This window comes from Paenibacillus sp. MY03, from assembly GCF_002165585.1.
GTDB lineage: Bacteria > Bacillota > Bacilli > Paenibacillales > Paenibacillaceae > Pristimantibacillus > Pristimantibacillus agaridevorans.
Window position 1 is genome coordinate 167122 of sequence record NZ_MXQD01000013.1, and the last position, 15223, is coordinate 182344.

A 15223-nucleotide genomic window follows, 5' to 3' on the forward strand; every position below is an offset into this window, starting at 1 on the left:
CCCCCTCTGTAGCCACATCTTATTTCACACCTGAGTGCAGCATCGTTTGAATCATTTTTCGCTGGAATAATAGAAACATAATCAAGTTAGGCAGAAACATGATCAGACCTATGGCGGCGGCAAGGCTTGTCGCGGCAACGCCCGGCACGTTTACCACGAGCGCCGTAGCGTAATAGGCGAGCGTCTTCATCGTTTCCTTTGTCATGAAAAACGTGGAGGTTTCCACATCCAGATAGACGGCCTGGAACGTAATAATGGACACGGTAGCTACAGCCGGAGCCGTTAACGGAATAATGATTTTGGTAAAGATGTACATATCGGACGCTCCGTCGAGCTTGGCCGCTTCAGTTAGAGAAGCGGGGATCTGGTCGATGAATTGCCTCATTAAAAAAACCGCAAGCGGTGAAGCAAGAAACGGCAATATATGAGCGAAATAAGTGTCCTTAAGCCCTAAACCGCTAATGACCAGATAGCGGGGGATCGCTACCGTCTCTGGAGCAAACATAAGCGAGATTAAAATGAGCCCCATAATCATCGTTTTAAAGTGGAAGCGATGCTTGGACAGCACATACCCGGCCATTGTGCTCACCAGGATGACGGCCCCCGTGGCGATGGCCGAAATAACCGCGCTATTGAACAAATAACGCGTAAATGGCACTAACCCCGCCGTAGAACTCAGCAGAAGCTGCTCGAAGTTGCGCCAGGTAGGCTGCTTTACCAAAATCGTCGGCGGATATGCAAATAATTCATTAAGCGGCTTAAATGCATGATTAAATAAAAAGATGATGGGGATTAGCATAAATACGCCTACCGCTGTGAGAAATACGATCAGTACAATTCGAGGGAACGATATTTGCTTCCGCAGCTTTCGCACCGCATTTAACATCTACTGCTCCCCCTTTGAACCGAATAGGACAAAACAAATCCTCCATAATACGTAGCTCAATAGAAGCAGTACAACGGATAAGGCGGATGCATAACCCCATTCGTACCGGATAAAAGCATAATCATCGATATGGTTCGTGATGAGATGGCCGGTATAGTTCGGCGTAATTGTGACTCCCGTCAATTGCGTGGAAATGGCACCCGCCTTAAGAGTGCCGACAATGGCCATCACGGCGCTAAACAGCATCTGCGGTTTCATGGAAGGGATGGTAATGTAATAAACTTCCTGCAGACTGTTTTTAATTCCGTCGATTCGACCCGCTTCATAGAGCTCCGTATTAACGGTTTGCAGGCCGCCGAGCATCGCCAGAAAACCGACCCCCATACTGGTCCACAAGGTCACAATAATCATAACGATCATCAAATATTTTGGATCCTGCAGCCATAATTGCGGGGACTCGATCATGCCAAACCGCAGCAATAAATTGTTTAAGTAACCGACCTGATCGCCGCTAAAGGTGGCCGCCCATACAACGGATAGGGCTACTCCGCCCACCATGGCTGGCGCATATAAGGCAAGCGTAAAATAATCACGAATCGATTTGGGCAATTGATGAATCAGCCAAGCGAACACAAATGCCAGCAAATATCCTCCCGGCCCCACAATAATCGCGAATTTCAACGTATTAGGCAGCGTGTATTTCATAAACACAACATCTTGCGTCAGCATGTAAATAAACTGACTGAAGCCAACAAACCTCGGAAATTCGATCCCGTTAAAATTTGTTACACTGAGCAGAGCTGCAATAAAGACCGGAATAATAATAAAAAAAGCAAAGCAAAGCATAAAGGGCGCCAAAAACAAATAGGACATCCGATCACGCCAAACTTCCCGCATAAACGTTTTGACTCGGCGCGTATATAGAGGGGAAGTCTTTTTTGGGCCGGCTGCTGGCGGCTTAACCAATTCGGTATGTTGTGCGGACTCCATCGCTTACTCCCTTCTATATGGCTCGTCATATGGCGTAATGTGCAAATCGTAGTCATCAAGCATCCCGAATTCTTTTTGTTTCCTCTCCATCTCTCGCAGCAGGGAAAGCTGAGCTCTCTCCAGCGCCTCTCTTGGCGGATCGCCGCTGACGATCGTATCGTTCCATGCAAAATCCATCGCTCTTGCCAAGAAGTAATAACCCGGGACGTACGGAAGATTTTTTACCCACCGGTTTTGCTCATTCAACCTGTTTAGCTCTTCTTCCGTCCATAACAAATTTTGAAGCGCGTTCGAGTTAGCCGTGTTCCATCGATAGGCGATGCCGGCAAACGACTCGATATCCAATCCATATTGGACTTGGGTTTCGTCAGAAGTCCACCACTCCAGAAACTTCCAGGCCTCTTCTTTTTTGTCGCTGGCTTCCATCATAAAAGCCGAGGTCGTTAATTGGGACGCCCAACGCTCTACCGATCCGTCGTCCTGCCGCACGCCTGGCAAAGGCAGCATGCCCCAACGGCCGGTTAACTCCGGTGCCGCAGTCATCAACTGAACATACATCGTAAGATCGCCTACACCGACCGGAATGTCACCATCACGGAAGTGGTTAAAAAATACAGGTACATCCTTCGGGAGATTATATTTGCTAAACCACGCCGTCCATTGCTTGAAAGCAGCCAGGCCTTCCTCGCTCGTTAACTGCGGCTGCATGCCGTCCGCCGTAAAAAACTCGGTTCCTTGCTGATAATACGGCATGACAAAATCCGGCTTGGAAGTAAGAACATTGTCTTGCATCAAAGTGATTTTGGGGTACATAAAGTTCATGCCGTTCTCCTGAAGCGTAGGCAATATCGCCTCGACGTCTTCCCACGTATTCGGCGGCTCAAGTTTCAACTGCTCAAAAATATCGGTTCGATAAAACAGCATGTTGTACATCTGGGTTTCCGGCAAGCCGTATACGCCTCCATCATATTGATACGAGCGCATAAGCCCGGAATTAAATCGATTGTTGACGTCGTCGAAGCCCGGATACTTCGACAAGTCTTCTGCCGCTCCGCGCATGGCGAATTCTACAGGCGTTTCCATCGCTATGCCCAACGCCAAATCCGGCTGATCGCCTGCCGCAGTGCTCATCATGAGCACGTTCTGATTCGGGATCAGATTAACATTAACCTCAATGCCGGTATTTGGAGTAAACTCGCGCTCGATCATAACCTCCAGCAAATCCACGTAATCCCTTCCGCGCATGACCCAAATCGTTAACGCATCCTCATCATTGACCTCATTTGTGTCATACTGCTGAACAAACGTCCGCATAAAATTGGAGGCCGTATATTTGATATTGTCCCATGTATTCGGCACCTTTAATTTCGGGTCTGTCCGAGGATTGCGCACGACGATATAATCCAACCTGAGCGACTGATTTTCGATCGTTGTGATCCAGGTGTTTATGCTCGTTTTTATTTCTGCAAATGCAGCGATTTGATTTGGTATATTGTCAACGTCTTCAACAAGCTTTTCAATTCGATTAACCGCCGCGTCAAGCGCTGACGACGGATCGGTTGCCGCCTGGTTTAAACCTAGCAAATAGTCTCGAACGCGGCCTATATCTTGCTGCACCGACCGCAGCTTCGATTCCATCTCCGGATCATACCTCGTTACTTCCCAGACCCGTGCCGTATCGAGATTCTGATCCGCCCCGAATCCGTAATTTCCCGAGATCAGACGTATATCTCGCTCTATCGCAGTCAGACTTGCATTAATCTCGCCAAGCGCTGCCACGACCGGATAGATGGGAGAGTTATCCGCAATCATCGACAAACGATGTTTTCCTTCCGTTAAGTAGAATAAATAAGGTTCTTCGTTTTCGTCCGCAAGCGATTTAATCTCGTAGGCTCGATTTGGACGGAACGGGTAGTGCAGCATTTCCTGGAAAGGCACCTTCCCGTCGATCATAATCGTTCGGTACACGACGGCGTCCCCGACATAACCTTGAAAATACTTCAGATCGATTGCATAATGACCCGATTCGGGCACCGATATTTCCCATTCCAGTTCGTCGCCTGCCGTCTTCCAGGTCTCTCCGCCAACTCCGTTATAAATAAGCTTTCCTTTTGGATCCGGTGAAGTAAAGGATTGCGAAACGCTTAGCGTTCGGACGTTTACCGCCGATTTCCGATTAAATCGCTCCGCTTCGAACATCTGAAACCACTTATCGGATTCTGTTAGGGGAGGTCCTTCGCTGATATACGACTCATAGGAAGGTATTTCTTCCGGCGTTGTTAATGTAAGCGAATACAAGGACACCGTTCCGGCTACACCGACCATGCGAATCGTATGCTCTCCTTTTGTCAGCGCAAAACACAGCGGTTCAGAGGATACCGAATAGTCCGTTGCTTTCCCGGCGTTCCAGCCCATCAGCTCCTCGGATACCGGGCGAATTTCATTGCCGATCGAGTTTCGTTCATAGGGAAACTGTCCATCCTTCCAGTAGCGGGACAATCCGATACTCTTTGCTTCAAGAAATGGATATGTACCGTCTATCTGGATCCCGCGAATGATCCGCGCGAAACTTTCGTCGGTCGGCGCATAATCAATGACAAGATTAAATAAACCGTCCTGAGGGACATCCACGATCCATTCGATCCAGCCTTTCCCATTACGCCAATCGATTACGTTCGCGAGCTTCTCGTCGTCCCTGCGCCGCGAAAGCTTTGCCTCCTCCGATGATGAGCTGAATTCGGTCGCCAGCACGGTTATACTTGCATGGTTAGACGGCTGCTGCAACTTATAGGTGTCGCTGAGCAATTGTTGGACATAAGGTACCAGCCCCTGATCGCCTTGCACCGCTCCTTTACTCTTCAATTGAATCTCTTCCTCCGAAAGCACGGGATATACTTCCGGCTTCCCCTCCAACGCACGCCATGCGATGAATAATAGAATACATAGAGCGATAACTGCGATCATGACGATCCTGCGCGGCAAACCCCGGACCCTCATGCATATTCCCCCTTCGCCGCGAGCGACACTCCGCTTTCCTGATCAAAGAAATGAGCTTTGTCCATACGCAGCGCAATGGTAATTGCATCTCCCGCTTGAACGGCTGTATGCGCTTCCGTGCGAACAATCAACGTATCCTTTCCGAACGATGTATATAAGAACGTATTAGAACCCATTGGCTCGCGCATATCGACAACTGCGGACACTTTCCAATCCGAATAGCTTTCTAGCGCCCAATCTTCGCATAAAATGTATTCCGGTCGAATTCCCATCACAATCTGGCGCAGGTTTGCCTTTGCCGACCGAATATGAGGGTAATAAAATGGTGGAATTTTTAATCTAACCCGCTTGGAATCGAAATAATACTCATCATCGATGGACACGATCGATCCATTCATAAAATTCATCTGCGGCGTTCCAATAAACCCGGCAACAAATAAGTTATTCGGATAGTCATACAGCGTCTGCGGGGCGGCAACCTGTTGGATCTTTCCATCCTTCATAACGACGATTCGGGTTCCCATGGTCATCGCTTCCGTCTGGTCATGCGTAACGTATACCATCGTCGTTTTTAATTGATTGTGCAGCTTGCTTATTTCCATCCGTGTCTGTGTCCGCAACTTGGCATCCAGATTCGACAAAGGCTCATCCATTAGAAAGACTTGAGGTTCGCGAACAAGAGCGCGTCCCAGTGCAACGCGTTGCTTCTGGCCGCCGGATAATTGGCTTGGTTTCTTTGTTAGAAAGTGCGAAATTTCCAGCATCTTGGCTGCCCGATTTACACGCAGATCAATATCGCTCTTCGCCACTTTATGAAGCTGCAAGCCAAGCGCCATATTCTCGTAAACGGACAAGTTTGGATAAAGGGCATAGTTCTGAAACACCATGGCAATATCTCGATTTTTGGGAGAAACATAATTCATATATTTATCATCTATATAGATATCGCCCTGGGAAACCTCCTCCAAGCCGGCAAGCATTCGGAGAGTGGTAGACTTGCCGCAGCCAGAAGGACCGACCATGACCAGAAACTCTCCGTCAGCCACCTCCAAATGAAAATCGTTGACCGATGGTTCCGGCTCCCCCTTGTAGTATTTGTAAACATGATTAAAGGTTACGCTCCCCATACTAGGTCACCCCCAATTTCTAATTTGTGAAATTTTTTCAAATACATAAATCAATAATAACAAATGGCTTTCATCTCGTAAACAACAATTTTGCTCTTTGTTTGATCATTGGTGCACTCAATCCAATCAACAATTACGCTTATGAATAAAATTCCTTGACATGAAATAGGTTCATGTTAAAATCAAAACATAAACGGCTTCCAAACTTTTCTTAATCGGGAGACGTAAGCGTTATCATGAGAAAACCTCTATCGAAGTCATTCGAAGATGGGCGACCGCGTTCAGAGGAAGGTTTTATCGCCAAATAGAATTTGTACTTCCGATATCTCGGAAAACTTATAAATTCTATTGTGGTAAAAAGGGGGGAGACTGCAAGCTACTTCTAGAAGCGGCAGCAGTGTCAGTTTGGCAATAAAAAAATGGAGGCGATGTCAATGAAAGCATTTTGGAAGCAGTTGCGCAACAGAAACACCCTGCTTGGACTATCATTAATCATCCTCATACTTCCAATTTTAGCAGCTTGCTCAAAAAACGGAAGCAACAATCCTGCTCCAACCGCGACCGCAACGCAAACTGCTCAATCAACCGAGCAAACAAAAACGCCAACGCCAGAGACGCCAAAGGATCCCGTAACCTTAACGATGATGGGCTGGAATATCGGCACCTTCGGGCCTGTCATTGAAAAGTTCGAGGAAATGTATCCATGGATCACAATTGAAACGACAAACAAAATCAACGGCTATATTATCAAAAACGTTATAGCTGGCGAGAAGGTTGATCTTATCCTTGTCGACAACGGTTTGTCCGAATGGATGGCCGGCGATCTGCTGGTCGATATGAAACCATTTGTAGAGAAGGATCAACGCATTCAAAGCGCAAAGACAGTAGACAATTTGCTGAAATCATTCGAAACCGGCGGCAAGCAGTATGCCATGCCTTATTCCGATATTCCGATGTGGATTGTTGTTAACAAAGAGCTGATGACGAAATACGGCATTACGATGCCAAGCAATGACTGGACTTATGACGAATTTCTCGAAGTGGCTAAACAAGCTACGAATTCCGCCAATGGCGACTGGGGCGGGCATGGACTTCAGCAATTGGCCGAATTCAGGGCGATGGCTAACGGCAATGCCGCCGGCTGGCGTTATATGAATGAAGATTCTACTCAGAGCGTGGCTCATACGCCGGGCGTGATGGCGGACCTGCAATGGATTCAAGAGCTGACAACCAAGTGGCATATCCAGCCAAATGCCGAAGAAATGGCTTCGCTTGGCATATCAGCAAATCCGGCAGAAGCGTTCTTGAACGGCAATATTCTGTTTTTCGTCGGCGCGGATTGGGAGCTGGAAGGTTTGAAGCAAGCTTCCTTCGAATGGGATGTGCTTCCAATGCCGAAAGGTACGGTGAAGCAAGCTACCGTTCATCAATCCGGTTCGATCTCGATTCCATCAAACTCCGAGCATATCGAGGAAGCTTTCCTGTTTATCAGCTTCTTGTTTGATATTGAAGCCCAGAAAAAATTTATCGAAACGGGTTCCGCCGCTTTCGTAAAAGACCCCGCACTCGATAATTATTATGATGAAGTGCCAATCTGGCAGGGCAAAAATGTTGAAGCGATTAAACTGTCCGCGGATATGTGCTGCTTCTCCAGCGATCCGAATACGGTAGATCTCGGCTCGCTGGCCGGAATCAATAACGAAATCTCCACCATGCTGTTAAATGGCGGCAATTTGAGTGAATTGATACCTAAGATCGAGGCCTATAATACAAAAGCAATTGAAACCCGCGGAAGACTAGCCTGGTAAACGATGACGGATATGCCTGTGAGGCTGACAGAGCTTAACTCTTCAGCCTCACCCTGACTGTAAAGACTGGCGAACGGCAGAGAGGAACATAACATTGAACATAAAGAGACAAAGCTATGGAACGGAAGAGATCCCCTTTTCGCCATTCTCCGAGTCGGATTCTCATCTATTTGTATCCGGACAAGGCGGAAGCGACCCGTTAACAGGCGAAATTAAAATCGGCGACCTTGAAAGCCAAACCATCAATACGGTAAAAAATATCGAGATCATTCTTGGGCAGCGTGGTTTAACGCTGAAGGATGTGGTGAAGGTCAATATATTCTTGACTAATCGCCAGCATTACGAACAATTTAATCAAATATACTCGCTTCTATTTTCACGACCCTATCCTGCGCGCACGCTCGTCTATTGCGACTTGAATTTTGATCTGCTTGTCGAGATTGATGTGATAGCCAAGCTCAAACCTTATGAGAAGATGTAATCCCGTTCCCCGAATTCGTAATCACTTCCGTCCTATGACCGTCGAAACTCCAAAGGGAGCCGCGACGGTCATTATCATTCCATAGATTTAATCGTGCGAATCAACCATAACGAAACGCTGTCAATAATGGCATCGAGGTAAATCCTCCCCTTTTCTTCGGTTGCGTGTACGGCTGCATCGGTATAACCATCAACGCCTGTCAGCTCTTGATGTCTGCCTATAAAAGCGCCAAGGGGACCTGAGTTGATCCATGGCCGGCCAATATGCTCTGATGCGATGCAATCCGTGCGCACCAAGTCCGGTCTGATTGCCATCACAGCCGAAGTCTCGAACCCTCCGGCATGACCGGGCACCATGCCGACTTCGCTTGCATTTACAGCCTGAAGCGCTTCACGCGCCACGCTCCAATAGGAAGCCGAAGCTGTCCAGATGGGATATTGCACGGCAAGATCATTGGCGGTTTGATGCATAATCGGCTCGTTTCCTCCATGCCCGTTTAGAAATATAATTTTGCCGAAGCCGTCTTTTACCAGACTTTCCCCGATATCGCGCAGGACATGCATATACGTCGTTGATGTAAAAGACAGAGTGCCGCCAAATGCCAGATGATGCTGGGAGCAGCCGATCGGAAGTAGCGGAGCCAGAAGAAGCGGTACGGCGTTTAATGCTTGCTCCGCCGCTTTTACCGCGATATAATCGCCAATTATGCTGTCCGTAAATACCGGGAGATGCGGACCATGCTGCTCCGTAGCGGCAAGAGGGATGACGACCGCATAACCTTGCCGCGCCATCGTTGTGATTTCTTCGCGCGTATAATCGCTAAACGATACTCGTTTCATTGATGGAACCCCCCGTCTACCGCATACAGAGAGCCTGTTACGTAAGAGGCGGCGTCAGACAGCAGGAAGGCGGCAACCTCGTTTACCTCGTCCGCTCTGGCGCTTCGGCCGAGCCAGACATTGCGGACAATCGCCTCCTTCTCCTTCTCCGATTGTCTGGCCAGCCCTTCGTCCGAACTGAAGTCGCCGGGAACAAGCACGTTGGCCCTAATGCCGTCACGCGCATAATCTTGTGCCAGCACGCGAGTGAAATGATTGAGGCCCGCCTTGGCCGTTCCGTAAGGGGAGCATTCCGGCGACGGAATTTGTCCCAAAATGGAAGAGGTGTTGACGATCGAGCCGCCGCCGGACCTTATCATTAACGGCAGCCCGTACTTGCTTACCAGGAACGTACTTGTCATGGTTCCTCTTATCGTGTCCTCCCATTCCTGCAGCGACAACTCGGTCGCGCGCTTCCATACACTCGTATATACATTATGATAAATGCCATCCAGCCTGCCGAAACACCGCTCAAGCTCGGCGAACATACCGATCATCTGATCCTCCGAGCTAGCATCCGCCTGGTGAAATACGATTCGTTGAACGCCATATTCATCGCGAATCCGCTCCATCTCGGGAAACTGGGTAATTGGCGTTCGATCACAGCAGAACAAAACTGCCCCCCGCTCCAGAAACATCGATATTGCCGATCGCCCCAATGCGCCCAAGCTCCCGGTTATCAGCACGACTTTATTTTGCAATGTTGTCATAGAGTACTCACCGCTTTCGCTAGTAATCGACCAAACCTTCATAACAACGAACCTCGTAAATTGCCGCAGACGGATCTCCGTTAGTAGACAGAACGCTCAGTCGCAGCCGTTCTGTCCGGACAGGCTTCTCAAGCACAAGCGCGTGCTGGCGCTGGTAATTGCCGCGCATGACTCCGACCTCCGTCCACACTCCTTCGACAAGCGCCTCCGCAATTAGGTCCTTCGGAGACTGAGGATCCCGATACAGACCCGGATATTGCCGATAATCGCGAATGAGATGACCGGGAAATGTCAGCTCGATACGGTCAAGCACGATCGGCTGTTCCCAGACAAGCTCCAACTGCTGCGGCAGCGGCAAAGCAGGGTCGGAGCGCCATAGATTGGTGCTGCGGTAAGGACGAGTTACACCGCTCACCACATGCTTCGCCCCATAACATGCCTGCGGCGGATCAATCTTAAAGCTCATCATCGCCCCCGAGCCGTACCTTCTCATTATTCCGTTTCCAAGCTCATACGCGCTGACATGTCCCGGCTCGATCGTTGCCGCCGAGGACCAGCGAACGAGCGGATTTTCCATTAAATCCAGCCTCACATACCCGCCTCGAAGAGCAGACGAGTCAAGACCTACCGCCCACTCGACCCATCCCTCCCCGCCAGGTTGAACGGTCAATACGGCGGTGGCAAGCGGCGCCCCGGGATCAACCCGATAATCCCACAGATGCTCAACAACGTACAAGCGAGCCTCGACGGATTGACTGGTCTTATCCGACAGATTGTCGAGCCATACCGATATCCGTTCGATTCGATCCGATCCGACAGCCATCCATTGTCCGCGTCTTCGCTCCAATACATCTCTTGGAGCAAGTCCCGCGCTTGCGTCATTCGGCGCCGGACCGCAGCCTGAGAGTTTAGCTTCGCTGCTCGCCTTAACAACCGCCTGCCGCGCCAAGTCATGATCATCCGCCGTTTGGACATTCGGAAGAAAGCAGCCTGCCCGAAGCAGCGCTTGCTGCACCTCGTGAATCGCCTGCTCCGGCACATCGCGTACAGCAATCCCGTTGCGGACAGCAACAGCGGCAGCCGTCCCCGCAGCTTGCCCCATGATCGCGGTCGTTCCCATCACGCGTACCGTCCCAAGCGCAGCATGCGTAACACTGACATTGCGGCCGGCCATCATCAGATTATTCATACCCTTGGCAATCAAAATGCGAAGAGGAATGCCGTAAGGACCAACATAGCTTTTGGCCATGTAATTCCCGCCCGTTTGCGACTCGACGGCAGCCTTTTCGCTAAATTCCGCAAGCAGGCCTCCCGGCTCATGCAGATCGATAAACCACCCGCCATAGGCGACTTCGTCAGGAAATACCGTTTTTTGCAACGGATCATGTTCGGTCATCAAATATTCGCCGATAATTCGACGGCTCTCGCGCTTGCCCGGCACCTGGCCGACCCAATCAAGCGCATAGTTCTGCGCTTCGTCCTTCAGTCGCGGATCCCGATTTTTGATCCAATCCCAAATGCCAAGAACATGCCGGGTCAGCTCGTGCCGCAGTGTCTCATTGTCATAAATCGTATGCCAAGGCACGGATAATTCGATCCACCAGAAGCCGCTTCGCTGGTCGGATGGCCATCTTCCTTGTTTGTAAAAGAAATCGGGATCATCATAACGCACTGCCCAATCCGGCGCCGAGAAGGGCACAGGGTAGCCCATGTCCTTCGCTTTGAAATGAATCGAGTTGCCCATAACCGCATCGCTCGCTTGCTCGGGAGCATGCGGTTCGCCGAATTCATCACGGCTCTCTGTTCCAAACCGCCACTCGCAGCCGGCAAGCGATGCCACTATGCCATCCCCTGTACAATCGATGAACGTGTTCGCTCGAAGCGTCAACTCGGTTTCGGCATGGCTGACGCGCGCGATGACAGCTTCCACTGTCCGATCATCCCGCATCCGCACCTGCGTAACGCTGGAGTTTAGATGGAACGTGAGGCCAGGCGTCTTAACCGCCATATCGTACATGATTAAATCCCACACACTGTTGATATAACCGTTATCAAAGGTCGGATTCTCGTGATTGTGCGCCCGCTCCTCGATCAGCAGCTCCGAGATGACGCCCGTCTCTCTCGCATAGGCATGAAAACTGGCCGCCCCTTGAGGGGGGACGCGTATTTCCGACGAACTGTTGCCTCCGAACACGGGCCGGTCCTGTACGAGGCATACGGTTGCTCCTTGCCTTGCCGCAGCGACGGCGGCGCTGAATCCTGCCAGCCCACCTCCGCAAACAACGACATCGTAATTTTCCTCCACTGCGCGGTAACCGTTCATTCGAATCACCCTCTTTTTTCAAAATCGACTGCCTTCGCCATTCGTCCGATATCATTACCTAAGATAAAATCAACCCCGAGGCCCAGCAATCGCTTCATATTTCTTTCATAATCCTCTGATAAAAAAGAGCAATGAACCAGTTTGCCGCTATCTCTTATTTCGTTGACCATCTCTTGTGTCACAGCCTCGGCACTGACGCTAACCGCCGGATGTCCGTATTCGACCGCATTGCGCAGGATCGGCCCATAACCGTCAGGTCCCGGAGCTCCGTCATTTTGCGTAAATGCCAAGGGTTGAGTCTGCTTCACTTGATTGATCACAGCAGGCCTTCCGAAAAACACAACCTGATCAAGCATGCTCCGGTTTTCGATTTGCCGTAACAGTGCCAAGCAATCCGATGCCGGCAATTGTTTGACATGCAAGATTAGAACAACCCCGCATTGCTGAAATTCATCCAGCACTTGTCTCAGCGTCGGGATTCTTGTCTCTTTCCTGCCTGCGAATGGAGGTTCCTTCCGATATCCCGCATCAAGCGTATTTAAATATCCGGCATAACTTAATTGCTCAATAAACCCTGTTCCATTGGTCGTACGATCTACTGTAGGATCATGCATCATCACGTACTCGCCATCGGCAGACTTGTGGACGTCCATCTCGATGCCGTCAGCACCTGCCTTGATCGCTTCACGAAATGCGAGCATCGTATTTTCCGGGAAACAGTCCGAGTAACCTCTATGTGCTTGCAACTGCAGGGTTCGCATTAAGCGTTACCGAATTGAACACCTTGATAGCGGACAACGCACCCGTATTGTTTCTCGCCGGAAGCAACGCACAGCAAGTCGTCCTCGTTCGAATAAGCCAGGCCAGAAATGTAATGAATATCGGCCCATTCCGTATCCTGCTCGGCGACCTCGTTATTATCCTTGATAACCCTTGGCCTTCCCAGATCAACAAATCCGCCGGCCTTCGAGAAATGAAAGACATGCCCTGCATCCCTGACGCCGCCGTAAACGCCGATGACCTCATCATCGTTTACCTTGATGAACTGGCGAAGCTCCCCGCTGGAATAAAGTCTTCCATAGGTCGTCGAAGCCCCGTGATCCGGCGATAACGTAAATAACATGCCATCCTCTGTACCCGCCACTACGGTACCATCGGCAAGCACGGCGCCACCCGTCACGGTCGCTTTAAACGATCTGCCCCGAATCGAAGGGGTTCGAACGTTCAGCTTGTCGGATCTCTCTTCGGCAACCGCATAGATCAGCAGCTCGTCATTCGGACCGGACAGCAAGAGACGATTGTCATCCAGTTGAATTAAACAAGCGAGCTCCGTCTCGACTCGTAAACCGTTTAATCTGCGTATGATACCGCCGCCTAAATTGCAAATATGGATGCTGCCGTCCCGATCGCTCGCAAGCAAATTGTCTTTTCCTAGCCTGCCTTGCAGTTTGACGAGTTCTAGCTCGCGCGGGACGGCTAACGTTTCCCTGCAATTGCCTGATTCCAGATCGATTTCGACGATAAAGCCGTTCGCAGTCAGTACGGCAACCGATCGATCATCCAGATCGATACAGGAAACAGGGGCTCCGCCGTCATATACGCGTTCGATTCGCCGCGGTGCATGAGCGGTATAGTCGGACTCGGTTAGATAGATGCACCCTTGGCCGCTAACGGTATACACGTTCCCGGCCGCTGTCCGCACATGACTCACAACGGTATGCTTCCAATCCATATGCTGATGAAGGGGCAAGGTTACGGTTCTGTCTGCAACGATATGCATAAATGCCGGACTGCCCACGCCGTTGTAAGCGGGCTCCCAATAAGGGTGGAGCTCCGCCGCAAGCGCATCCTCTCCTGGCGGCTGCAGCTGCTTTACGTCTACCGCCAATATATAGGGAGAGAACTCGCCGCATACATCCACCATATGAAGAATGCCGCGATCATCAAAAATCATTTCGCAAATATATTGCGAATCCAGCCCATTAGGAACGACAAGTCCTAAATTTTCAGGCTGGCCTCCGTTCAATAGATCCCATCTGACCAGTCGAATCGGACAATAGTCGTCATTTGCTTTCAATCCGTAGTAAAGGACAAAATTTTCGTCAGCGGCAAATCCGCCAATTCCATAAGGATTGCTCGGCACTTCGCCGGGCAGATGGATATAACCGTGCCTTGTCACTTCGAGCGTCTCCGGATGGAGCTCGATAATTTCGCTGTCCACGTTGTCGACCATCAGCAACGTGTTGCGCGGGGTATGGAGCGCAAATATAAACTGTCTGCGATGTTTCGTTCCGTTCGGGGATTGGAATTGTATTTTTAAATCTTCTATGTCATCCCGTTCGGGATCATATCGCCAGATGCCCCCCGTATAGGAGCTGCCATAGAAGCGCCCCCTTTCATCCTTAACCAGCCTGCAGGAGGAAAATTCGGACACCTTGCCGTAATCCGTGACCTCGTTCGTCTCCAAGTCGATCCTGTAGAAATGTCCTCTCATATAACCCAAAAAATAATAATAGCGAGCATCGTTGCCAAGCATTCCGCCATAAATGCTTTCTCTCGGCACCGGAATGCCTTTGACCCCAACCTCGTTCGTGTCGGGATCGACGATCATCAGGATCGAACCAGGATAGCCTTCCCACGGATGCTCGTAAAACTGCTCGAACATCCATTGTTTATGCCCCGGAGCCGGAGCCGTGTTGTGCGTTGCCATGATTAGTTTCCCGTCGGGCAGAAAGTCAATGCTCGTATGGATCTTGCTTGGCGGCATTTGCTGATGGTCGACAACCCATATTTTTGCAACATCGAACATGAGCCGCAGCTCTCCCGATTCCGGATAATATTCGTAAAGCAAGGCCGTTAATGGCTTTTCGTTTTCACCGCATACGCTTACAAAAAATCGACCGTCAGGCGATCGCACAAAATCCCAGACTGCATTATGCCCTTCGCTATTGGGCAGCTGGACAAATGATGTATACTGCTCGGGGATAGCCGCATTTAAATGATGCTTCATAAAATTTCCCTCC

At 50.0% G+C, this 15223-nt stretch carries 11 protein-coding genes; 2 read left to right on the forward strand and 9 right to left on the reverse strand.

Annotation, left to right across the window (positions count from 1 at the left end; all coding sequences use genetic code 11):
- Positions 1-19: 19 nt before the first annotated feature.
- From B1748_RS15545 to B1748_RS15560, 4 genes are read right to left on the reverse strand one after another with little or no spacing between them, the layout of a single operon-like run.
- Positions 20-886, reverse strand: a complete 867-nt coding sequence (locus B1748_RS15545) for a carbohydrate ABC transporter permease (RefSeq protein ID WP_087568848.1) — start codon at positions 884-886, stop codon at positions 20-22.
- On the reverse strand, positions 887-1876 hold the full coding sequence (locus B1748_RS15550; protein ID WP_087568849.1) for a carbohydrate ABC transporter permease: 990 nt from the start codon (positions 1874-1876) through the stop codon (positions 887-889). It abuts the gene before it with no gap.
- A gap of 3 nt (positions 1877-1879) precedes the next feature.
- Positions 1880-4873, reverse strand: coding sequence for an extracellular solute-binding protein (locus B1748_RS15555; RefSeq protein ID WP_087568850.1), 2994 nt, complete (start codon positions 4871-4873; stop codon positions 1880-1882).
- Positions 4870-6000 (reverse strand): ABC transporter ATP-binding protein, encoded by a 1131-nt coding sequence (locus tag B1748_RS15560; RefSeq protein WP_087568851.1) that lies wholly within the window; start codon positions 5998-6000, stop codon positions 4870-4872. The genes B1748_RS15555 and B1748_RS15560 overlap by 4 nt, the downstream gene beginning before the upstream one ends.
- A 434-nt stretch (positions 6001-6434) precedes the next feature.
- On the opposite strand from B1748_RS15560, the gene B1748_RS15565 reads away from it, so the two are divergent.
- Complete coding sequence (locus B1748_RS15565) at positions 6435-7808, forward strand: ABC transporter substrate-binding protein (RefSeq protein WP_179215604.1); 1374 nt, start codon at positions 6435-6437, stop codon at positions 7806-7808.
- A gap of 94 nt (positions 7809-7902) precedes the next feature.
- Positions 7903-8289, forward strand: a complete 387-nt coding sequence (locus B1748_RS15570; protein WP_087568853.1) for a RidA family protein — start codon at positions 7903-7905, stop codon at positions 8287-8289.
- A 74-nt stretch (positions 8290-8363) separates the two neighbouring features.
- Here B1748_RS15570 and B1748_RS15575 read toward each other — a convergent pair whose 3' ends face one another.
- The 5 genes from B1748_RS15575 to B1748_RS15595 are packed head-to-tail and all read right to left on the reverse strand — an operon-like array spanning position 8364 to position 15210.
- Positions 8364-9128 (reverse strand): creatininase family protein, encoded by a 765-nt coding sequence (locus tag B1748_RS15575; RefSeq protein WP_087568854.1) that lies wholly within the window; start codon positions 9126-9128, stop codon positions 8364-8366.
- On the reverse strand, positions 9125-9877 hold the full coding sequence (locus B1748_RS15580; protein WP_179215605.1) for an SDR family NAD(P)-dependent oxidoreductase: 753 nt from the start codon (positions 9875-9877) through the stop codon (positions 9125-9127). The genes B1748_RS15575 and B1748_RS15580 overlap by 4 nt, the downstream gene beginning before the upstream one ends.
- Before the next feature lie 19 nt (positions 9878-9896).
- Positions 9897-12200: an FAD-dependent oxidoreductase gene (locus tag B1748_RS15585; RefSeq protein WP_087568856.1), complete on the reverse strand. Its 2304-nt coding sequence runs from the start codon at positions 12198-12200 to the stop codon at positions 9897-9899.
- A gap of 5 nt (positions 12201-12205) precedes the next feature.
- On the reverse strand, positions 12206-12961 hold the full coding sequence (locus tag B1748_RS15590; RefSeq protein WP_087568857.1) for a glycerophosphodiester phosphodiesterase: 756 nt from the start codon (positions 12959-12961) through the stop codon (positions 12206-12208).
- Positions 12961-15210, reverse strand: a complete 2250-nt coding sequence (locus tag B1748_RS15595; RefSeq protein ID WP_087568858.1) for a hypothetical protein — start codon at positions 15208-15210, stop codon at positions 12961-12963. Before B1748_RS15595 ends, B1748_RS15590 begins: the two co-directional genes overlap by 1 nt.
- Positions 15211-15223: the final 13 nt, after the last annotated feature.

Bases quoted from the DNA above. Each gene is read 5' to 3' on its own strand.
- B1748_RS15545 (WP_087568848.1), bottom strand. From the start codon at position 886: ATGTTAAATGCGGTGCGAAAGCTGCGGAAGCAAATATCGTTCCCTCGA.
- B1748_RS15550 (WP_087568849.1), bottom strand. From the start codon at position 1,876: ATGGAGTCCGCACAACATACCGAATTGGTTAAGCCGCCAGCAGCCGGC.
- B1748_RS15555 (WP_087568850.1), bottom strand. From the start codon at position 4,873: ATGAGGGTCCGGGGTTTGCCGCGCAGGATCGTCATGATCGCAGTTATC.
- B1748_RS15560 (WP_087568851.1), bottom strand. From the start codon at position 6,000: ATGGGGAGCGTAACCTTTAATCATGTTTACAAATACTACAAGGGGGAG.
- B1748_RS15565 (WP_179215604.1), top strand. From the start codon at position 6,435: ATGAAAGCATTTTGGAAGCAGTTGCGCAACAGAAACACCCTGCTTGGA.
- B1748_RS15575 (WP_087568854.1), bottom strand. From the start codon at position 9,128: ATGAAACGAGTATCGTTTAGCGATTATACGCGCGAAGAAATCACAACG.
- B1748_RS15580 (WP_179215605.1), bottom strand. From the start codon at position 9,877: ATGACAACATTGCAAAATAAAGTCGTGCTGATAACCGGGAGCTTGGGC.
- B1748_RS15585 (WP_087568856.1), bottom strand. From the start codon at position 12,200: ATGAACGGTTACCGCGCAGTGGAGGAAAATTACGATGTCGTTGTTTGC.
- B1748_RS15590 (WP_087568857.1), bottom strand. From the start codon at position 12,961: ATGCGAACCCTGCAGTTGCAAGCACATAGAGGTTACTCGGACTGTTTC.
- B1748_RS15595 (WP_087568858.1), bottom strand. From the start codon at position 15,210: ATGAAGCATCATTTAAATGCGGCTATCCCCGAGCAGTATACATCATTT.